The 21,185-nt window shown below is 46.2% G+C and carries 16 protein-coding genes; 15 read left to right on the top strand and 1 reads right to left on the bottom strand.

What is annotated here, in order from left to right; all coding sequences use genetic code 11:
* Positions 1-22 precede the first annotated feature (22 nt).
* The 13 genes from pnp (at position 23) to MUN34_RS04810 (ending at position 18,083) form a co-directional block, all read left to right on the top strand.
* Positions 23-2,242, top strand: coding sequence for a polyribonucleotide nucleotidyltransferase (gene pnp, locus MUN34_RS04750; RefSeq protein WP_026828046.1), 2,220 nt, complete (start codon positions 23-25; stop codon positions 2,240-2,242).
* 78 nt (positions 2,243-2,320) lie between these two features.
* Positions 2,321-3,562: a M16 family metallopeptidase gene (locus tag MUN34_RS04755; protein WP_026828047.1), complete on the top strand. Its 1,242-nt coding sequence runs from the start codon at positions 2,321-2,323 to the stop codon at positions 3,560-3,562.
* A 64-nt stretch (positions 3,563-3,626) separates the two neighbouring features.
* Positions 3,627-5,090 carry a UDP-N-acetylmuramoyl-L-alanyl-D-glutamate--2,6-diaminopimelate ligase gene (locus MUN34_RS04760; protein ID WP_247856966.1) on the top strand — a complete coding sequence of 488 codons (1,464 nt, stop codon included), beginning with the start codon at positions 3,627-3,629 and terminating at the stop codon, positions 5,088-5,090.
* Entirely contained in the window at positions 5,087-6,346 is a 1,260-nt protein-coding gene (locus tag MUN34_RS04765) for a lipid II:glycine glycyltransferase FemX (RefSeq protein ID WP_026828049.1), read from the top strand. Before MUN34_RS04760 ends, MUN34_RS04765 begins: the two co-directional genes overlap by 4 nt.
* Positions 6,346-7,008: a M15 family metallopeptidase gene (locus tag MUN34_RS04770; RefSeq protein ID WP_247856967.1), complete on the top strand. Its 663-nt coding sequence runs from the start codon at positions 6,346-6,348 to the stop codon at positions 7,006-7,008. Before MUN34_RS04765 ends, MUN34_RS04770 begins: the two co-directional genes overlap by 1 nt.
* A 153-nt stretch (positions 7,009-7,161) precedes the next feature.
* Positions 7,162-8,826 (top strand): ribonuclease J, encoded by a 1,665-nt coding sequence (locus MUN34_RS04775; protein ID WP_026828051.1) that lies wholly within the window; start codon positions 7,162-7,164, stop codon positions 8,824-8,826.
* A 71-nt stretch (positions 8,827-8,897) separates the two neighbouring features.
* Positions 8,898-11,063 (top strand): DNA translocase FtsK, encoded by a 2,166-nt coding sequence (locus MUN34_RS04780; RefSeq protein WP_247856968.1) that lies wholly within the window; start codon positions 8,898-8,900, stop codon positions 11,061-11,063.
* Positions 11,064-11,295: 232 nt separating this feature from the next.
* Complete coding sequence (locus MUN34_RS04785; protein WP_247856969.1) at positions 11,296-12,315, top strand: BMP family lipoprotein; 1,020 nt, start codon at positions 11,296-11,298, stop codon at positions 12,313-12,315.
* A 222-nt stretch (positions 12,316-12,537) separates the two neighbouring features.
* Positions 12,538-13,257 (top strand): GntR family transcriptional regulator, encoded by a 720-nt coding sequence (locus tag MUN34_RS04790; protein WP_012370694.1) that lies wholly within the window; start codon positions 12,538-12,540, stop codon positions 13,255-13,257.
* 128 nt (positions 13,258-13,385) lie between these two features.
* Positions 13,386-14,459 (top strand): BMP family lipoprotein, encoded by a 1,074-nt coding sequence (locus MUN34_RS04795; protein WP_026828054.1) that lies wholly within the window; start codon positions 13,386-13,388, stop codon positions 14,457-14,459.
* 65 nt (positions 14,460-14,524) lie between these two features.
* Positions 14,525-16,054, top strand: a complete 1,530-nt coding sequence (locus tag MUN34_RS04800) for an ABC transporter ATP-binding protein (protein ID WP_026828055.1) — start codon at positions 14,525-14,527, stop codon at positions 16,052-16,054.
* Positions 16,051-17,124, top strand: coding sequence for an ABC transporter permease (locus MUN34_RS04805; RefSeq protein ID WP_026828056.1), 1,074 nt, complete (start codon positions 16,051-16,053; stop codon positions 17,122-17,124). The genes MUN34_RS04800 and MUN34_RS04805 overlap by 4 nt, the downstream gene beginning before the upstream one ends.
* Positions 17,124-18,083, top strand: a complete 960-nt coding sequence (locus MUN34_RS04810) for an ABC transporter permease (RefSeq protein WP_114595539.1) — start codon at positions 17,124-17,126, stop codon at positions 18,081-18,083. The genes MUN34_RS04805 and MUN34_RS04810 overlap by 1 nt, the downstream gene beginning before the upstream one ends.
* A 102-nt stretch (positions 18,084-18,185) precedes the next feature.
* On the opposite strand, the gene MUN34_RS04815 is transcribed toward MUN34_RS04810, so the two are convergent.
* On the bottom strand, positions 18,186-18,434 hold the full coding sequence (locus MUN34_RS04815; protein WP_012370689.1) for a ferredoxin: 249 nt from the start codon (positions 18,432-18,434) through the stop codon (positions 18,186-18,188).
* A gap of 292 nt (positions 18,435-18,726) precedes the next feature.
* Between MUN34_RS04815 and MUN34_RS04820 the strand changes: the two genes are divergently transcribed.
* Both MUN34_RS04820 and MUN34_RS04825 read left to right on the top strand, forming a co-directional pair.
* A complete protein-coding gene (locus tag MUN34_RS04820; RefSeq protein WP_247856970.1) occupies positions 18,727-19,740 on the top strand; it encodes a YpbB family protein in 1,014 nt (337 codons plus the stop codon).
* Positions 19,737-21,170 (top strand): RecQ family ATP-dependent DNA helicase, encoded by a 1,434-nt coding sequence (locus MUN34_RS04825; protein WP_247856971.1) that lies wholly within the window; start codon positions 19,737-19,739, stop codon positions 21,168-21,170. Before MUN34_RS04820 ends, MUN34_RS04825 begins: the two co-directional genes overlap by 4 nt.
* The last annotated feature ends 15 nt before the right edge of the window (positions 21,171-21,185 follow it).

Consider the following 21,185-nt stretch of genomic DNA (forward strand, 5'->3'; position numbering starts at 1 on the left):
AGAAGTGAGAGGGGATTTGTGCATGTCACAAACAAAGCAGACGTTTTCGACCGAACTCGGTGGACGTCCATTAACAATTGAAATCGGTCAACTGGCCAAACAAGCAAACGGAGCAGCATTGATCCGTTACGGTGAGACTGCAGTCCTTGCGACGGTCGTCGCATCAAAACAACCAAAAGACTTAGATTTCTTCCCATTAACAGTGAACTATGAAGAAAAATTATATGCAGCAGGTAAGATTCCAGGCGGTTTCCTAAAACGTGAAGGACGTCCAGGCGAAAATGCGATTTTGACATCACGCCTGATTGACCGTCCGATCCGTCCATTGTTCCCGGATGGATTCCGTCACGACATCCAAGTCGCAACGACGGTATTATCTTCGGACGAAGACAATTCACCAGAAGTCGCAGCGATGATCGGGGCTTCAATCGCCTTGTCGATTTCAGACATTCCATTCGATGGTCCGATTGCAGGCGTGACGATTGGTCGTGTGAACGGTGAGTTCATCGTCAATCCGACAATGAGTCAAGCGGCTGAAAGCGATATTGACCTTCAAGTTGCCGGAACGAAACATGCGGTCAACATGGTTGAAGCAGGTGCAAAAGAAGTTTCAGAAGAAGCGATGCTTGAAGCGATTCTTCTCGGACATGACGTCATCAAGACATTGATTGCGTTCCAAGAAGAAATCGTCGCAGCTGTTGGTCAAGAAAAATTCGCCTATACGGTCTCTTCGTTTGACGAGACACTTGTCAATCGCTTGAAAGCCGACGCGCTTGCAGAAGTGACGATGGCTGTTCAAGTCGAAGAAAAACAAGCACGTGATCTTGCCATCAATGAAGTCATTTCGAAATATATCGATCAGTACGCAGCAGATGATTCGATTACGGAAGCACAATTAGCAGAAGTATCGGGTGTCTTGAACAAATTCGTCAAAACAGAAGTGCGTCGTTTGATCACAGAAGATAAAGTCCGCCCAGACGGTCGTGGTCTTGCCGAAATCCGTCCGCTTGATTCAGAAATCGGATTGTTACCGCGTGCACACGGTTCAGGTCTCTTCACTCGTGGTCAAACTCAAGTCTTGTCTGTTGCAACGCTCGGTGTCGCAGGAGATGCGCAAATCATCGATGGTCTTGGACTCAAAGCAGAAAAACGTTTCATGCACCACTATAACTTCCCGCCGTTCTCAGTCGGAGAAGCGCGTCCGATGCGTGCACCGGGTCGTCGTGAAATCGGTCACGGAGCACTAGGGGAACGTGCACTGTTACCAGTTCTTCCATCAGAAACAGATTTCCCTTACACGATTCGTCTGGTGTCGGAAGTCCTCGAATCAAACGGATCGTCTTCACAGGCGTCGATTTGTGGATCAATCCTTGCCATGATGGATGCAGGTGTGCCGCTGAAAGCGCCGGTTGCCGGAATTGCAATGGGCTTGATCAAAGAAGGCGAAAACTATTCAATCTTGACTGACATTCAAGGTATGGAAGATCATCTCGGCGATATGGACTTTAAAGTCGCAGGAACTAAAGATGGTGTGACTGCCCTTCAAATGGATATGAAGATTGGCGGAATTACGCGCCAAATTTTAGAAGAGGCACTTGAACAAGCGCGTCTTGGTCGTTTACACATCCTCGAACACATGAATTCAGTCATTGCTGAACCACGTGTTGAGTTGTCTAAATATGCACCGAAAATCGTCACACTCAAAATCAATCCGGATAAAATCCGTGATGTGATTGGACCCGGCGGTAAAGTCATCAACAGCATCATCGATGAGACGGGTGTTAAAATCGATATCGATCAAGACGGAACCGTCTTTATCGCGTCAACGGATCAAGACGGTATTAACCGTGCTCGTCAGTTGATTGAAGATATCGTCCGTGAAGTCGTCATCGGAGAAGAATTTGACGGGACAGTTCGCCGCGTCGAAAAATTCGGTGCCTTCGTCGAATTGTTCAAAGGGAAAGATGCCCTTGTGCATATCTCGGAACTAGCGCTTGAGCGTGTTGGTCAAACCGAAGATGTCGTTAAATTAGGCGATAAATTGAAAGTCCGTGTCACGGAAGTCGATGACAAAGGACGTGTCAATGCATCGCATAAAGTACTGCTTGTTGAAGGTATGAGTGCGGAAGATCGCGCTGCATACGATGAAAAGAAAAAAACAGAGCGTGACAGCCGCCCGCCGCGTCGGGATACTGGATCTCGCCCACCACGTGACGGACAACGTCCACCGCGTCGTAACTAATGAAAACAAAGGTGGCTCAACGGTGCGAATACGTGCACCGCGGGCCACCTTGTTTCATATTTCAAGGAGGAATGAACGATGGTCGAAAGACTTGTATTAGAGAACGGGGTTCGAATCGTCAGTGAACGGATTGAGAATGCCCGGAGTGTGGCAACCGGTATTTTCATAAAAGCCGGTTCACGGACGGAAACAAAAGAAGAACATGGTATCAGTCATTTGATTGAACACATGATGTTTAAAGGGACGAAAAAACAATCGGCAAAAGAAATTGCCGTTTATTTTGACCGCTTGGGTGGTAATATTAATGCATTCACGAGTAAAGATCAGACCTGTTATTATGTGAAGACATTGGATGAACACGCCATCACGGCGTTTGATGTCTTGGCAGACATGTTTTTGGAGTCGACGTTTGACGAAGAGGAACTGGAAAAAGAAAAGCGGGTCGTGATTGAAGAAATTAAAATGTATGAAGATACACCGGATGATTTGGTACATGAACTGTTAGCAGTTGCGGCGTACGGGGAAGATGTCATGGCACGACCGATTCTCGGTACGGAAGAAAGTGTCAAACAGCTCAGCCGTCAAATGATTGTAGAGTACCTGCAGGAAGCGTATGCACCGGAACAAATCGTCATCTCAGTTGCAGGGCATGTGACGGACGAACTGATTACACAAATTAAAAACCGATTCAGTGTACTGCAGACAAATGGGACCGTTCGGCAGATTGAAGAGCCCGTTTTGAAAAGCGATTCGTTACGGAAGGAAAAAGATACGGAACAAGTCCATGTTTGTTATAATTTCCGGGCGATTCCTTCTGCGGATGATCGCTTGCCGACGTTAGCCTTACTCAATAATGCGTTTGGAGCAACGATGTCGAGCCGCTTGTTTCAATCGATTCGTGAAGACCGCGGATTAGCATATTCCGTCTTTTCCTACTATACGACGTTTGATGATCATGGCACGTTTACGATTTATGTCGGAACATCAAAAGAAACGTTGGAAGAAGTGGAAACTGTTCTTTCAACGGAAATCCAGCAACTGCTCGAACACGGTCTGACAACGAAAGAGCTCGAAGATGGAATTGAGCAGTTAAAGGGATCGTTGATTTTAGGAAATGAGAGCACATCGAGTCATATGAACCGTAATGCCCGGAATGAACTCCATCTCGGAATGCATCCGACACTAGAAGATGTACTTGCTGAAGTAGAACAGATTACGCCTGCTAACGTTCAGGAAATGATTGCCTATATCTTTAGCGAACCACCGGCTAAAGCGTACATCTTGCCGGAAATCGATGAGGCAGACCTTGAAACCGAGTGAGCCTTACCCTACACTGAAGTAGCATGTAACTGAAAAACAAGTTGTGGAGAAAGAAGGAATACCCTTGAATTTAGCTGAACTAATCGAAGTCATTCAGACTCAAAAAACGGAACGTATGGTAGAGGCAGTCGTGACATCCTTAACAACCGATTCGCGTGATGTGAAGCCAGGTACGTTATTTGTCGCCATCAAAGGTTATACAGTGGATGGACACGATTATGCCAAACAGGCCGAAGCACAGGGGGCTGTCGCCATCGTGTCAGAACGCTTGCTCGATGTGACGATTCCTGTCATTCTTGTCAGAAGCACAACCCGAGCGATGGCAGAACTTGCCGGTAAGTTTTATGATTATCCTTCCGAAAAGATGCGGATGATCGGCATCACCGGAACGAATGGAAAAACGACGACGACGACGATCGTGCGTGATGTCTTGGCTCAGTTGGGTCGGAAAACGGGTATCATCGGTACCGTCGAAGTCAAAATCGGCGATCGGGTCGTCCCGAGTCGAAATACGACACCTCAAAGTTCGGAACTGCAGGCCTTTTTCCATCAGATGCACCAAGAAGGCGTCGAAGACGTCATCATGGAAGTTTCTTCACATGGATTGGAGCTTGGTCGAGTGACCGGAACAGATTTTGATGTGGCTGGTTTTACGAACTTGACACACGATCATCTGGATTTCCATAAGACGTTCGAGAATTATGCACGGGCAAAAGGCTTGCTCTTCGCCCAACTCGGACAACGGCTGTCCGATAAAAAAGTGGCAGTCTTGAATGCGGATGATGAGATCAGTCATTTATTTGAGATGATGACGGGTGCTCGTGTCATGACATACGGGATTGATCAACCGGCCGACTTGAAGGCTACAAATATTACACAAACACTTCAGGAAACGACGTTTACGATGGTCTATCAAGAACAATCGGTCGAACTGACCGTTCAATTCATCGGTCGATTCAACGTCTATAACTTACTGCTCGCTACCGGCATCCTTCTTTCAATCGGCTACAGTTTAACTGAGATTTCGAATGCGATCACTCAGATACAGCCAGCAAAAGGCCGGATGCAACGTTTGCCGATTGACGGCTACAACATTTACGTGGATTATGCCCATACGCCGGATGGAATTGAACAATGTCTGAAAGCATTGGTCGATGTTCCGAAAGAAAACATCATCTTCTTGATTGGAACAGGTGGTAATCGGGATGTGACTAAACGTCCGATGATGGGGCAACTCGCATCGACGTATGCGGGGACAGTCGTCATCACAACCGATGATCCTCGTTTTGAATCGTATGAGTCCATCACATCCGGAATCGCATCCGGTATGCTCCACGATCAATTCGTTGAAATCGGAGACCGGGAAGAAGCAGTCCGCTACGCAGCGAGTCTTGCTCGTCCAGACAACATCGTCATCCTGGCAGGAAAAGGGCATGAAAAATATCAAATCATTGGGGATGAGAAGACGCCCCTCGACGAAGAAGTACTCGTCAAAGAGATGATACGCCAATTGGAGGAAAAGAAGTGACTTATCAACAACTTGAAATTGAACAGGCGCAGTTTGAACAGTTTGTAAAAACCCACCCGAAAGGAGATCTCCTGCAGTTACCTGCTTGGGGATCCGTCAAAGCAGCGACTGGCTGGACGCATGAACGGATTGCGGTCGGAACATCAACCGGTCAACTGGTTGGGGTCGCGTTGTTATTATTTAAAAAAGTTCCAAAATTACCGTTTACGTTATGTTATGCTCCACGCGGATTTGTCGTTGATTATACAGATCAGGCAGCCGTTGCGGCATTACGGGATGCGGCTATTCAAGTCGCAAAGAAACGAAAAGCGATTACCATTAAACTCGATCCGAACGTCGACCGGACAGAATATCCGAACTTGCTTCAAGAAATGAAGGAACTCGGATTCAAGCACAACGGATTCGGAGGCGGATTTGATTATGCGCAACCGCGCTTTACGATGGAGACAAGTCTTGAAGGATCGGAAAAAGAAATTTTTGATCGTTTCCATTCCAAGTTCCGTTATAATGTCCGTTTGGCCGAACGAAAAGGGATTGTTTGTTACGAGGCATCGCGGGAAGAGTTAAAAACATTTGCGAACCTGATGGTCGAAACGGGCGAACGCGATGGATTTTCGATTCGTGGTCTCGATTATTTTGAAAATCTATACGATCATCTGCGTCCAACTGGAGACGCGGCATTGTTTTTAACTAAACTGGATGTCGTCCGGGCGCTTGAAAATACGGAAGCAGCCTTATTACAAGCAGATAAAGAATTAACGAAAATCCATCGTCAGCTGGAAAAAGAAACGGTCGAGAAAAAAATCAACAGTTTAAATAATCGACTCGAACAGACGACCGCTCAGATTGAAAAAGCAGAGAAGTCCAAAACCGAACTGATGGCGATTGCGGCAAAACATCCAAACGGAGTGATTCTTTCGGGCGGCTTGTTGACCTTGGCCGGTCGACGGTCATATTACCTTTACGGTGCTTCATCAAACGAATACCGTGAATTCATGCCGAATCATTTAATGCAGTGGACGATGATGCGTCATGCGAAAGCGCACGGCGCCCTCTCATATGACTTTGGTGGTGTCAGTGGATCAACGGATCCGGACGATCATTATGCCGGTCTATATGCGTTTAAATCAGGTTGGGGCAGTGAAATGATTGAAAAAATCGGAGAATTCGACTATGTCTTGAACAAGCCGTTGTATCTGTTGCTTGAAACAGGGTTGCCGATTCTTCAAAAAATCCGGAAGAAGTTACGCCGCTAATGAAACGGGGAACAATCTTCATCTGGATTTTGTTCCTGTTGGTCATGTTTGCCATCGGATCCTTTCTTGCAGCGTCTACTAATCGAATGCCGAGTATTTTGATCGATCAGCCGGAGTTAGGACTTGAGAGTTGTCCGCGGGACCGCGCCGGTGAGAATCGTCTCATCAACGACAGTGCGGATCAATTAAAGCAACTTCACCCAGCAGTTCGTGCAGGTGCCAAGGATTTGATTCGTCTCAGTCATTCCTGCTACAACATCGATATCCGGATCACACAAGGGTATCGGACAAAAAAACAGCAGGATACGCTGTATGAACAAGGGCGATCGCAAGCAGGAGAAGTCGTGACTAACGCGCGGGGCGGAGAATCGATGCACAATTATGGTTTGGCGATTGACTTTGTTCAAATGATAGACGGAGATATTTCTTACGATTTAGACTATGACGGAAATCAATCAGGTAAAAGTGATTGGCGTGAGGTGGCTGCTGTTGGGAAGGCGCTTGGCTTTGAATGGGGTGGAGATTGGAAACGGTTTGTCGATTATCCGCACTTCGAGATGACATTCGGTTATTCCTTGAATGAGCTTCAAGCAGGCGAGAAACCGAGCAGGCAGGAAAAAGCGAACCGAACAGAGGAAATCGAGAAGCTGTTGAATCCGTAAAACGAACATCGTGTGGACCGAAAGAATGGTCACACGATGTTTTTTTTCGTTTTCACCATCCCTGTTGTTGGCAGAATGGCAAAGTTCGGCTAGAATAGTGATAGTGATAAGTGGACGGCTCACGAAAAGTGAATATAAATAGGAGGTCATATCGTGTCAAAGAAAAAGACGGAAAAGGTAAGCGTCTTTGCTCTTGGTGGCGCCGGTGAAATCGGTAAGAACATGTACGTCGTCGAACTCGACGAGGACATCTTCGTAATCGATGCCGGATTAATGTTCCCAGGAGATGAGATGCTTGGAATTGATAAAGTCATTCCAGACATTAGTTATTTAAAAGAAAACAAAGAGCGGATTCAAGGGATTTTCATTACTCATGGACATGAGGACCACATTGGTGCCCTCAGTTATGTCTTACGGGACTTAAAAGTACCGGTTTATGGAACACGTTTAACGCTTGGTTTGATTGAAATTAAATTAAAAGAAGCCGGTTTATTGAAAAAGGCAGATCTTCGTCCAATTGATGCCAAGACGAAATTAACCGTAGCAGGTCACTTCATTACATTTTTCCGTGTTAATCACTCGATTCCGGATGCAGTCGGGGTATGTATCCAAACATCGCAAGGGGCGATTGTCCATACGGGAGACTTTAAATTTGATTACACACCGGTTGACGGCAAACAAGCCGATTTCGGGAAAATTGCTGCGATTGGTCAGCGTGGTGTCCTGTGTCTCTTATCGGACTCGACAAATGCAGAACGTCCTGGAATGTCCGGATCAGAATCAACGGTCGGATCGGAACTTAATGATGTCATCTACGAGGCACCAGGTCGCGTCATCGTAGCTTCATTCGCATCAAACGTTCACCGTCTGCAACAAGTCTTTGCAGCGGCAGAAGCCAACAACCGGAAAGTTGCGGTTGTCGGTCGCAGCATGGTCAATATCGTGGAGGTCGCTCAACGTTTGAACTACTTGCGCTTTAAACAAAAAACGTTGGTCGAACTGTCGGATATCAATCGACTCGATGACAATCAGGTTGTGATTTTAACGACGGGCTCGCAAGGCGAACCGATGGCAGCTCTCACACGAATGGCACGGAACGCGCATAAGCAGGTCAATATCCGCTTAAACGATACCGTGGTTGTCGCAGCGTCACCGATTCCCGGAAACGAGAAATCCGTTTCGAAAACGATTGATCTCTTGTTCCGCGCGGGAGCGAACGTCATCTACAATCAACGGAAAGTCCACGTATCCGGTCACGGTCATGCAGAAGACTTGAAATTAATGCTGAACTTGATTAAGCCTAAATTCTTCGTGCCGATCCATGGTGAGTTCCGGATGCAAAAAGCACATAGCCGTTTAGCCCAAACTGTAGGTGTCAATGCCAACAATATCTTCATCATCGAAAATGGGGATGTCGTTGAATTTGAAAAACGAAAAGCCCGGATGTCACGGAAAGTGAACGCCGGAAACGTCCTGATTGACGGAATCGGTGTCGGGGATGTCGGAAACATCGTCTTACGTGATCGTCGTCTGTTGTCACAAGATGGTGTCGTCCTCTGTGTCATTACAATCAGCCGAAAAAATAAAACGATTGTCTCCGGGCCAGAAATCATTTCCCGCGGCTTCGTTTATATGCGTGAATCAGAAGATATGATCAATGAAGCCAACCGTATCGTTGCCAAGCAATTGCAAGGTAAATTGACTGGTGAGCTCGACTGGACAGAAATGAAATCATTGATTCGTGACAAGTTAAGTTCATACTTGTATGAACAGACGAAACGTCGTCCGATGATTTTACCGATCATCATGGAAATTTAACAAGAAGAGCGACTCAGGGAGGCCGATCGATGGTCAGCTGAGTCGTTTTTTTATCAGGAGGTCAGAGAAAGATGGCAACGACAAAAAAAGGACCGGTCCGGAAAACACCACCACGAAAGCGCACCACAGCGAAAAAACGGCCGCCAACGAAAAAACAGCGTCAACCCATTCAATACCGTACATATGCAGCAATCATCGCGGTCCTTTCGTTGCTGGCGTATGTGTTAGCACTTGGACAGTTTGGACGTGTCGGTGAAGTGCTGGCCGAGTTCGCAAAAGATCAAGTCGGACAGTTTGGTTCGCTCCTGTATGGATTGATCGGGGGAATGCTGTTGCTGATCTTGTCGAACCAAGAACGGTTAGCCAAATGGGCCTGGTCTTCCTTGATTTTAGGCGGCTTAATCTGGATTGATTTGTTACTCGGTCAACCGCGTGGTGCCATGAATGCTTGGCTGTATCAAGGTTCTTCATATTACATCTCGACTTTTGGGGCATTTATGATCGGGTTATTTCTGATTGTGACAGGTATTCATCTGCTTCAGCCGACATTTTTCAGTGAACTGGCTGTCGGAATCAAGGAACGCATTCAGGAATTCCGGCAACGCGAACGACAGACAGTACCAAAAGAACGTCCTGAGAAAAAGAAACCGACCCAGTCAGAAACGCTAGAACAACCGGTTGCTAAAAAGAAAACACTGAAAAAACAAGCCGGCGAAGAACTTGTACCGGAAGAAGCACCGGTCAACCTTCAAGATGTACCGATCATCGGATTTGCGGATCATGTCGAACCACAAGCGAAAGAACCGCAAGGACCGCTGACGATGACGGAGACACCGGACGGGTATCAATTGCCGTCGCTCGATTTACTGGCAGAACCCGTCACTAAAGATTTATCAGGAGAAAACAAACGATTAAAAGACAATGCGACGAAACTGATTGCCACGTTAAAGTCGTTTGGAATCGGAGCAAAAGTCTTAAAAATCCACCTTGGTCCAAGTGTGACGAAATATGAGATTGAACCGGATCAAGGTATCAAGCTAAGTCGAATAACCGGACTGGCCGATGACTTGGCACTTGCGCTCGCAGCAAAAGATATCCGGATCGAAGCACCGATCCCCGGAAAAGCTGCCGTCGGAATCGAAGTACCGAACCGAGAAGTCGCCATGGTCTCTTTACGAGAGGTCTTAGGGGCGGAAAGTGTCCAGGCAGACCCGGACCGCTTACTCGTTGCGCTTGGTCGAAGTATTTCCGGTGAGACGGTCACGGCGAAACTGAATAAAATGCCGCACGTCTTAGTCGCCGGTTCAACCGGATCCGGGAAATCGGTTTGTATCAACGGGATGATTGTCTCGATTTTGATGCGGGCCCGACCGGATGAAGTCCGCCTGATGATGATTGATCCGAAGATGGTCGAACTGAATGTCTATAACGGCATTCCCCATTTGCTCGCCCCTGTCGTGACCGATCCGAAGAAAGCGGCCCAAGCCTTAAAGCAGGTCGTTTCGGAAATGGAACGGCGATATGAAATCTTCAGTCAGAACGGGGCGCGGAATATCGAAGGTTACAATGCCTTGATCGATAAGATGAACGCGGAGGAAAAAGTCCATCAACGCCTCCCGTACATCGTCGTCATCGTCGATGAGTTAGCCGATTTGATGATGGTCGCCTCAAACGAAGTCGAAGATGCCATCATGCGTCTCGCCCAGATGGCACGGGCAGCTGGGATACACATGGTCATCGCGACGCAACGGCCAAGTGTCGACATCATTACCGGTGTCATCAAGGCCAACATCCCGTCCCGAATCGCCTTTAGCGTTTCCAGTGGGACGGATTCCCGAACGATTCTTGATACAAGTGGAGCAGACAAGTTGCTTGGACGAGGAGATATGTTATTGCTTGGGAACGGAATGAATAAACCGGTTCGCGTCCAAGGGGCATTTTTGTCTGATGAAGAAGTCGAAACAATCGTCAATCATGTCATTTCCCAACAAAAAGCGCAGTATGTCGAGGCAATGATTCCAAAGGATATTCCAGAAGGGGAGACGGAAGTCGACGATCCGCTATACGATGAAGTCGTTCAGTTCATCTTGACGCAAGAAACAGCATCAACCTCGATGATTCAACGAAAATATCGAATCGGCTACAACCGAGCCGCCCGACTGATTGATGCGTTAGAAGAAAATGGATTGATTGGTCCGTCCGAAGGATCAAAACCCCGACGTGTCATGGGGCATTAACAGCGGAAAGAGGAGGAAGCCACCATAGGCTTTGTCCTCTTTTTTCATCCGAAAACCAAAAAATGAAAACTTAAACCGTTTTCATGAAAATAGTTGTCAGACGTCTGTTGATTTTGTGCGAGATATTTGTCATACTCAGTCATATGAGTTGGCGTACCCGATAAAGGTACGTGAGCGACTTTTTCACAAATAGATAATGAAAGCGCTCACATTACAGGAAGAGGAGTTGGCGATGATGAAAAAGCAGTATGCATTCGTATCAATGATGACCGTTGCGACAGTCGGATTAGCAGCATGTGGAGGTTCAGCAGACAACGATTCAAGTAAAAAGGAACAGTTTTCCGTAGCGATGGTTGCCGATAAAGGTGGAATCGACGATAAGTCATTTAACCAGTCGGCATGGGAAGGCCTTCAAGCGTATGGAAAAGAAAATCAGCTTAAGCAAAATGAAGGCTACTCATATCTTCAATCCAAATCCCAACAGGACTACCAACCGAACTTGTCTCGACTCGCACGAGGCGGGGAAAACTTAGTATTCGGAATCGGGAATACGTTTAACGAAGACATCGAAACAGTAGCGAAACAATTTAACGATACACAATTTGCCATCATCGATAATGTCGTACCGGGTAAAAACGTGACGTCGATTACGTTCAAAGAAAACGAAGGTGCTTATCTTGCAGGGATCGTAGCGGCCATGCAGACGAAAACAGACCATATCGGATTTGTCGGCGGCATGAAGATGGATGTCATTGAACGGTTCCGTGCCGGATTCGAAGCAGGCGCGAAATCCGTCAATCCGAAAATCAAAGTCGATGTCCAATACGCAGAAGACTTTGCAGCACCGGAAAAAGGACAGGCAATCGCAGCCGGTATGTACGGAAAAGGCGCAGATATCATTTTCCCTGCAGCTGGCGGAACAGGAAATGGTGTCTTTACAGAAGCGAAGAACCGTAAGAAAAACGGCGAAGATGTTTCAGTCATCGGAGTCGACCGGGATCAAAAAGAAGAAGGTATGCCGGAAGATGTGACATTGACATCGGTCATTAAACGAGTAGATCGTGCCGTTCAAGATACAGCAAATGCGGCCAAAGACGGAAAACTAACGGGTGGAAAAACGATTCGTTACGGTTTAAAAGAACAAGGTGTCGATTTAGTAGAATCAGACAAGTTGTCAAAAGAGACATTGAAAAAGGTCGAACAAGCTAAAAAAGCCGTCATTCAAGGGAAAACAGTTGTCCCTGAACAATAAGCGGTAGAGTGAAAAGGGGTATTCTTAGGTAGAATGCCCTATTTTCTTCCAATCTTATTTACGTTATGAAAAGGGTTACAAAAGCGCCAGAAGTCAGACTTCTAACCTGTTACAAAATGATTGCAGGATTGAGTCCGGCATCATATACTTATCTTGGCTGGAGTTCTCATACGTCAGAAGTCTGAGCACTGGTTACAACTAGATAGAGGATGGAGATGCGTCATGTCGATTAAATTAGATCATCGTTTGCTTTATTTACGTGTGATTGAAAAAATCAAGTCTGACATCGATGACGGCGTTTACAAGGAAGGCGAAAAGTTACCTTCAGAGTTTGAACTTTCAAAGCAACTTGGCGTTAGTCGAGCGACTCTTCGAGAGGCTTTACGAATTCTTGAAGATGAGAACATCGTCATCCGTAAACACGGTGTCGGTACGTTTATCAATGCAAGACCACCGTTTACTTCAGGGATTGAGGAGCTTTACAGTGTCACGGAGATGATTGCGCGTGCAGGTATGATTCCGACCTCAGAAGTCCTGTCATCAGAAATGGTACAACCAACTGAACGTGATCGAGAACGTTTTCAGTTAGGACCGGATGAACTGGTTTATCGAATCGAACGAATCCGACTTGCGGGAGATGTTCCTGTCGTCTATTGTGTCGATAAGATTCCAAGCCATTATATTAAAAATGAAGAACAGTTTACGTCCTCGACGTCACTGTTTGACGCACTAGAAAAAGAACTGGGACGCCGTGTCACTCATGCGGTCACGCACATCGAGCCGCGGATTGATCCAAAGATCGCTGAACAATTACATACGGACCAACCGTTACTCGTACTGCGACAAACGCATTATGATGAGCTTGACCGATCCGTTCTTTATTCAGCGAACTATTTCCGTGCGGACAAGTTTGATTTCCATGTCATCCGTAAGCGTGTCTAACCACTCGTTTTAGGGGTTTTACTGAAAGCGCTTTCCACCTACCTACGTAACGCTCCTCATCACCAGCCTCAGGTGCTTGACGTAGTCAGGAACTTTGTATGACCATATTCGAAAGGGGATTATTTCAGATGAAAAAGAAGTCACTTCTCGCATTAGCAGCAACAGGTTTAGCAATGAGTTCGGTACTCGCAGCATGTGGTGGTAACGATGATTCGAAAGATTCAAGCGGCGGGGACGAAAAAGCAGGCTTCAAAGTAGGTATGGTTACAGATACAGGCGGTGTTGACGATAAGTCGTTCAACCAATCAGCGTGGGAAGGGATTCAGAAATTCGGTAAAGACAACGACTTAAAAGAAGGTACAGGCTACAAGTACCTCCAGTCGGCGAAACAATCGGATTACCAACCGAACCTTCAGCAATTGGCTCGTGCAAAATATGACTTGATTCTCGGTATCGGATTCTTGATGGCGGAAGATATCGGTAAAGTCGCGGATCAGTTCAAAGACAATAACTTTGCCCTCGTCGATATGGTCGTTGATAAGCCAAACGTTGCTTCAATCGTCTTCAAAGAAAACGAAGGGTCATTCCTCGTTGGTGTTGTTGCCGGTTTGACAACAAAATCAGACAAAGTTGGTTTCGTTGGTGGTGTTAACTCTGACTTGATCAAAAAGTTCGAAAGTGGATTTAAAGCCGGCGTTAAAGCTGTCAACCCGAAAGCAGAAATCGAAGTTCAATATGCAGAAGACTTTAACGCTGCTGAAAAAGGACAAGCGATTGCTTCAGGTATGTACGGTAAAAAAGTTGACGTCATCTATCATGCTGCTGGTGGAACAGGACAAGGTGTCTTCACAGAAGCGAAAAACCGTAAGAAAAACGGCGAAGATGTTTGGGTAATCGGTGTCGACCGTGACCAAGTTGAAGAAGGTATGCCGGAAAACGTTACATTGACGTCAATGGTTAAACGTGTAGATACGGCAGTTGAACAAGTAGCAAAAGATACGAAAGACGGTAACTTCCCAGCTGGTAAAGTCGTTGAGTTCGGTCTCAAAGACGGCGGAGTTGATATCGCACCATCGCAAGACAATGTAGCGAAAGATGTCTTGACGAAAGTTGAAGACTTCAAAAAACAAATCATCGCTGGCGACATCAAAGTTCCAGCTACTGACGACGAGTACAAAGAATACGAAGCGTCACTGAAATAAACTGGAAGCGGGGGTCGCTAGTACTGCGGCCTCCCCTTTTAAACTAAACATGGGAGTGGATTTTCTTGGAATACGTCATTGAGATGCTAAACATACGAAAAGAGTTTGGCAGTTTCGTCGCAAATGATAACATCACGCTCCAGCTTCGGAAAGGTGAGATTCACGCTTTACTTGGTGAAAACGGTGCCGGAAAATCGACGCTGATGAACGTCTTATTTGGTTTGTATCAGCCTGAGGCTGGAGAGATTCGTGTACGTGGTGAAAAAGTCAATATTACGAGTCCGAACGTTGCGAATGATCTGGGAATCGGGATGGTACACCAACATTTCATGCTCGTTCAAAATTTCACAGTAACAGAAAACATCATCTTGGGTGCAGAACCGAAAGCCGGTCTGAAAATCGACCGAGCAGCGGCACGCGAAAAAGTCCGTCAAATTTCGGAGCAATACGGTCTTGCCGTTGATCCAGATGCAAAAATCGAAGATATTTCGGTAGGGATGCAACAGCGTGTTGAAATTTTAAAAACACTGTACCGTGGCGCAGATATTCTAATCTTCGATGAGCCATCTGCTGTTTTAACCCCACAAGAAATCAAAGAATTGATTCAAATCATGAATCGATTGATTGCTGAAGGGAAATCGATTATCTTGATTACCCACAAATTAAAGGAAATCATGGAAGTCGCCGATCGCTGTACGACGATTCGTCGTGGTAAGTATATCGGAACAGTTGATATCGATGAAACGATGACCCAATCAAGACTGGCTGAGATGATGGTAGGGCGGGAAGTAAACTTCAATGCGGAGTATTCCAAGGCAACTCCACAAGAACTTGTACTGGACATCAAAGACTTAGTCGTCAAAGACAGTCGCGGTATCAAGTCAGTAGACGGATTGAACCTCGATATCCGTGCCGGTGAAATCGTCGGAATCGCTGGAATCGATGGAAATGGACAAACGGAATTGATTGAAGCCATTACCGGTTTGCGTAAAGCGGACAGCGGTGAAATCTTCCTCAACAACAAATCGATTAAAAACTTAAAACCACGAAAAGTGACGGAAGCCGGAGTCGGACATATTCCGCAAGACCGTCATAAACATGGACTGGTCCTCGACTACTCAATCGGACACAACATGGTGTTACAAACGTATTATCAAAAACCGTATTCAAAAGCAGGCATCATGAACTACGGTCAGGTCATGGAAAAAGCAAAAACTTTAATCGAGAAGTTCGACGTCCGAACTCCAAGTCCGGAAACATTTGCTCGTGCCCTGTCAGGCGGAAACCAACAAAAGGCGATTATCGCCCGTGAAGTGGATCGTTCCCCTGACTTACTGATTGCGGCACAACCAACACGCGGACTAGATGTCGGAGCCATTGAATTCATTCACGAACAATTGGTTCTGGAACGAGAAAAAGGTCGAGCTGTTCTATTGATTTCATTTGAATTGGAAGAAATTTTGCAGGTATCCGACCGGATTGCTGTTCTTTATGAAGGACGCACAGTTGCCTTCCTTGATCCAAAAGAAACAAATGAAATCGAACTTGGCTTCTTGATGGCCGGCGGTAAGAAAGAGGAGGTCGGTCGTTCATGAAACTGGAACGTTTTTACGGAATATTAATTCCAATTCTGTCCATCATCTTAGGGATGGTCGTCGGTGCAATTGTCATGCTGGCTGGCGGCTATAATCCGATTGACGGATTTGATCAATTATTTTACGGCATCTTCGGGGAGCCATACAGCATCGGTGAAACATTACGAGCCGCTGCCCCGTTAATTTTTGCGGGCCTTGCCGTTGCCTTCGCCTTCCGGACAGGACTATTTAACATCGGAGTTGAAGGGCAAGTGTTAGTCGGCTGGATGGTTGCCGTCTGGATCGGGATTGAGTTTGATCTCCCGACAGCGATTCACTTACCGCTCGCTCTGATTGGAGCAGGCCTTGCTGGAGCGCTTTGGGCGTCAGTCCCAGGTATCTTAAAAGCAAAATTCCACGTTCACGAAGTTATCACATCAATCATGATGAACTATATCGCCCTATATGTGACGAATGATATTTTACGTCACGTCATCGGGATTGAAAACGAACGGACGGAGTCGGTTAAAGAATCAGCATCACTTGCTTCACCGTTCCTACAAGAATTGACGGATTTCTCACGTCTTCATAACGGAATTTTCATTGCTGTCTTGGCAGCACTTGTCTTTTGGTTCATCCTTTGGAAAACGACGCTCGGTTATGAATTACGGGCAGTTGGTTTCAATAAGAGTGCAGCAGAATATGCCGGTATGGGCGTCAACAAGAACATTGTTCTTTCATTCGTCATCTCGGGTGTATTTGCTGGGTTAGCGGGTGCGATGGAAGGGTTAGGAACATTCCAAAACATGACGCTGAATGCGTCATTCACGGGCGTTGGATTCGACGGGATTGCCGTTGCCTTACTAGGTGCCAACAATCCGATTGGGGTCGTACTTGCCGCCTTACTGTTTGCGGGTCTGAACATCGGTGGTCTGTCGATGCAACAAATCGGAATCCCGCCAGAGTTAATTAAAATCATCATCGCGTTTATCATCATCTTCGTCGCTTCGGGTTACGCGATCCGTCTCTTGATCGAGAAATTCACGGTCAAGAAACCCGAAGATAAAAAAGTGAAAGGAGCCGATAAATAATGGGCTTTTTAGAAGTACTGTATATTATCGTACCGATCGCACTTGCCTATTCGGCTCCATTGATCATTGCAGCACTTGGTGGAATCTTCAGTGAGCGTTCTGGTGTCGTCAACATCGCACTTGAAGGGCTGATGGTCATGGGGGCATTCTCAGGTATCGTCTCGGCCTTAACGTTATCGAAGATGGGTTTAGGCGCTGCTAGTCCATGGATTGCCATGCTGATTGCCATCGTTGTCGGAGCAGTGTTCTCGTTGTTCCTCGCGATTCCAGCAATTCTGTTCCGGGCCGATCAAACGGTTCTCGGAGTAGCGATTAATATGTTAGCAGTTGGTCTTGCTATTTTCCTTGTTCGTGCGTTTTATGGAAAAGGACAGACAGATTCGATCCCGAACCGGATTTCAAAAGAAAACGTCCCGTTTTTATCAGATATCCCGGTGTTGAAGATGTTTTTTGCTAACGTCTATTACACGTCATACATTGCGATTGCGTTGGCATTCGTTGCATGGTACGTCATCTTCAAAACACCATTCGGTCTCCGTCTTCGTTCAGTCGGGGAACACCCGATGGCAGCAGATACGATGGGAATCAACGTTACGAAAATGCGTTTCATCGGTGTCATGATCTCAGGTGGTTTCGGTGGTCTTGCCGGCGCTGTTTATGCGACATCAATTTCATTGAACTTCAGTGTCACGACGATTCTCGGACAAGGATTCCTTGCGATTGCGGCCATGATTTTCGGAAAATGGAATCCACTCGGAGCGATGGGAGCTGCCCTGTTCTTCGGATTCGCTCAAGCGATTTCGATCATCGGGCAACAGTTACCGCTTCTTGATCAAATTCCACAAGTCTACTTGTTGATTGCACCATACTTGCTGACGATTTTGGCACTTGCCGGTGTCGTTGGACGGGCGGATGCGCCGAAAGCTGTTGGTGTACCGTATATCAAAGGAAAACGGTAACGTTTCCTGTCTTAGATCACTTTTCTGCGCCGGTCGCAGGAAAGTGATTTTTTTTACGAAAAAAAGATCTGCTCCTGTAAGAGCAGACCGGTGAATCAAACATTATTCGTATTTAAGTGCGTCGCCTTCAAATGATTCATCCGCTACTTTGATAGAATCTGTCGGGCATCCTTCGAATGCATCGATCATATCATCAAATAACGCTTCTGGAATTTCAGCTGTTCCCTTGTTATCATCTAAAATGACATAAGCCAAGCCCTCATCATCGTAATCATAAATATCAGGGGCAGCTGCGCCGCAAGCACCACATGCGATACATGTGTCTTTGTCAACAATTGTAAATTTAGCCATCGGTCATTCTCCTCTCGATTCGAAAACATTGGAAACTAAGTACTGTTCTCATCTATAAGTCATTGTATCGGACTCATGCGTGCATTTCAATGAGGAAGAGGCAGAAGTATGTGAATAAACCAATCGACGGAGGGAAATCGTCTTTTTGGTTCCATTAATTGATTCAGCATAGCGTAAATCAGATAGGAAATGTAAAATAAGAACAAATGTACGAAGTCAGAGCCGGATGTATCCTGAACATGAACGATATATCACAGTAAAAACTTGCGACATGACGGAAAGGAGGACTGACGTGGAAAAAACAATCGTACGACAGATTGTGCTAGAAGCCATTCTTCGTTTGCAAAATGAACGGACGGATCGAAGCTTATTTCATCTGCTCCAAGGAAAACGTTCGGCCACTTCCTTACAAGACGCCCATTTTTATGGTCTGGAAGCTATTTTCGGGATGCTTCCATTAAAAAAAGACCGATTTGAGCAACTGTTACAGGAGCTGGAACATGCGGGATGGATCAAGCGGGAACAAACCTTGATGCTTACAGATGCCGGAAGAGCACAAATCAGTCCCCCTTTTTTACTGGATGACTTAGGTGGAGAACTGCGTGGCTATCCGATCCATTTATGGAAACGGATTAGCCTGATGATTCAATCAATCGTCTGTCTGGATCAAAACACTTTTTTTATTCCGGTACAACAAGACAGTGGGGTAAAAGAATGGGTCAAACAACGAATCCGTCAGGTACCTGAACGATCGGTTTGGATTACGACCGTATACCAAGAGCTCAATAAGGCGTTACATCAATTGACAGAACGAGAAGCGATTCTCATCAGTTATCGGTTATCCGGGCAAAAAACGGGATTATCGTTTCCTCAATTGAGTGAACGGCTAGGAACGGACCTGCTCTCCTTACAGTTGGAATTTATGATGGCCTGGCGAAGATGCTTACGGGCGTTACCTGAAGACGGCTTGATTTTGTCATTAGGGAACGATATTGATCATCTTAAAATGACACAATCCGCACAAAAAACCTGGGAGTTGCTGAAGCAAGGCTACAGCGTGCAACAAATTGCCGAGAGGCGACGATTAAAAAAAAGTACGATGGAAGATCATCTCGTCGAAATCGCGATGTACGCAACTGTTTTTCCGACTGAACAATTTGTGACTGCCGCACAGTATGAAGAAGTCGTCCGACTTTCTGACCAGTTACACACGTTCTCACTAAAACGAATTAAACAAGAATTGACGCAGGAAATGGACTATTTTCAAATTCGCATCGTCTTAGCCAGAAAGGTGGTTCGTCCATGATGGAAGAAGTATTAAAACGGATCTTTCGATATGATACATTTCGAGACGGGCAACGGCAAATCGTCGAATCGGTCCTCGCCGGTCATGATACAGTCGCCATCCTGCCGACGGGTGGCGGGAAATCGATTTGTTACCAATTACCGTCTTATCTGCAACCGACCGGGCTGACGTTGATTGTATCCCCCTTGCTCTCGCTGATCGAAGACCAGGTCATGCAGATTAGGCGCCGGGGAGAACGATCCGTCGCCAAGCTGACGTCGCTTGAGTCCCGCGACCAGAAAGAACATATTTTGCGCCATCTGAATCAGTTACGTTACTTATATCTGTCACCTGAACAATTGGCTGTCCCGCAGATCCAACAACGGTTAGCGGACATTAAAATCAATCTGTTTGTCGTTGATGAAGCCCACTGCATTTCGCAATGGGGGCATGAGTTCAGGACAGATTATGCAAAACTAGGATTCATCCGGGAACAACTCGGAAATCCGACCTGCTTAGCCTTGACGGCAACGGCAACGAAACAAGTCGAACAAGATATCATTCAAGGACTGACACTCACGCAACCCAATCGGATTCGTCATTCCGTCAACCGACCGGAAATTCAACTCATCGTCGAGCAAACGGAGTCGAGTGAAAAAGATACTGCGTTGACAAAACGTTTGAAGACCGTCAATCGTCCGTGTGTCATTTACACGACGACGCGGAAAGAAGCCGAACGCATCGCTTCCTTTGTTCCTCATGCCGCCTATTATCACGCCGGTCTTGAACCGGAAGATCGACAATTGATTCAACAACAGTTCCTTCACGACGAAATTGACTGTCTTGTCTGTACTAGTGCCTTTGGTATGGGTGTCGATAAAGGGAATGTCCGGACTGTCATCCATTATACGATGCCGGCGACGATTGAAGCCTATATGCAGGAAATCGGGCGAGCGGGACGGGATGGTCAACCATCGACCGCTGTATTACTCTATGCACCGGGAGATCAACAACTGCAGCAATTCTTAGTGGATAAACAATATGCGTCGTTGCTTTGGATTGATCAGGTGACACAATTCCGCGGACAGGGGGAGTCGTTTGAGTCGATTGAACAACGCCTGCATCTCGAACCGGATGATCCTGCCTATCGTTTACTGAAAAATCAACTTATGGAAGGGAAAACAAAATCACAGATCATTGATTGGCAAGAGGAACGGAAAAAAATACGTTTACGTGAACTTATGCAAATGATAAATTATATTCAAAATGCATTATGTCGGCGTGCCTTTATTTTGCAGCATTTTGATGAGGCAGCTGTTGTGCAAGACCGATGTTGTGATCTTTGCGGTAACTTGACGGAAGATAAACCAATCATCCAGATGGAAGACGACCAACTGAACTGGAAACGCCGATTAGAAGAAGTCTTTTTTTCATCCCGTCCTTCAGTGTAAACTAATAGTATTCCT

The sequence above is a fragment of the Exiguobacterium sp. 17-1 genome (assembly GCF_023096305.1).
In the GTDB taxonomy this organism is placed as follows: Bacteria; Bacillota; Bacilli; order Exiguobacteriales; family Exiguobacteriaceae; genus Exiguobacterium_A; species Exiguobacterium_A sibiricum_A.

Excerpts from the sequence above, each read along its gene's own strand:
- MUN34_RS04770 (WP_247856967.1), top strand. The coding sequence starts at position 6,346 with ATGAAACGGGGAACAATCTTCATCTGGATTTTGTTCCTGTTGGTCATG.
- MUN34_RS04825 (WP_247856971.1), top strand. The coding sequence starts at position 19,737 with ATGATGGAAGAAGTATTAAAACGGATCTTTCGATATGATACATTTCGA.
- MUN34_RS04805 (WP_026828056.1), top strand. The coding sequence starts at position 16,051 with ATGAAACTGGAACGTTTTTACGGAATATTAATTCCAATTCTGTCCATC.
- pnp (WP_026828046.1), top strand. The coding sequence starts at position 23 with ATGTCACAAACAAAGCAGACGTTTTCGACCGAACTCGGTGGACGTCCA.
- MUN34_RS04780 (WP_247856968.1), top strand. The coding sequence starts at position 8,898 with ATGGCAACGACAAAAAAAGGACCGGTCCGGAAAACACCACCACGAAAG.
- MUN34_RS04785 (WP_247856969.1), top strand. The coding sequence starts at position 11,296 with ATGATGAAAAAGCAGTATGCATTCGTATCAATGATGACCGTTGCGACA.
- MUN34_RS04755 (WP_026828047.1), top strand. The coding sequence starts at position 2,321 with ATGGTCGAAAGACTTGTATTAGAGAACGGGGTTCGAATCGTCAGTGAA.
- MUN34_RS04795 (WP_026828054.1), top strand. The coding sequence starts at position 13,386 with ATGAAAAAGAAGTCACTTCTCGCATTAGCAGCAACAGGTTTAGCAATG.
- MUN34_RS04790 (WP_012370694.1), top strand. The coding sequence starts at position 12,538 with ATGTCGATTAAATTAGATCATCGTTTGCTTTATTTACGTGTGATTGAA.
- MUN34_RS04810 (WP_114595539.1), top strand. The coding sequence starts at position 17,124 with ATGGGCTTTTTAGAAGTACTGTATATTATCGTACCGATCGCACTTGCC.
- MUN34_RS04815 (WP_012370689.1), bottom strand. The coding sequence starts at position 18,434 with ATGGCTAAATTTACAATTGTTGACAAAGACACATGTATCGCATGTGGT.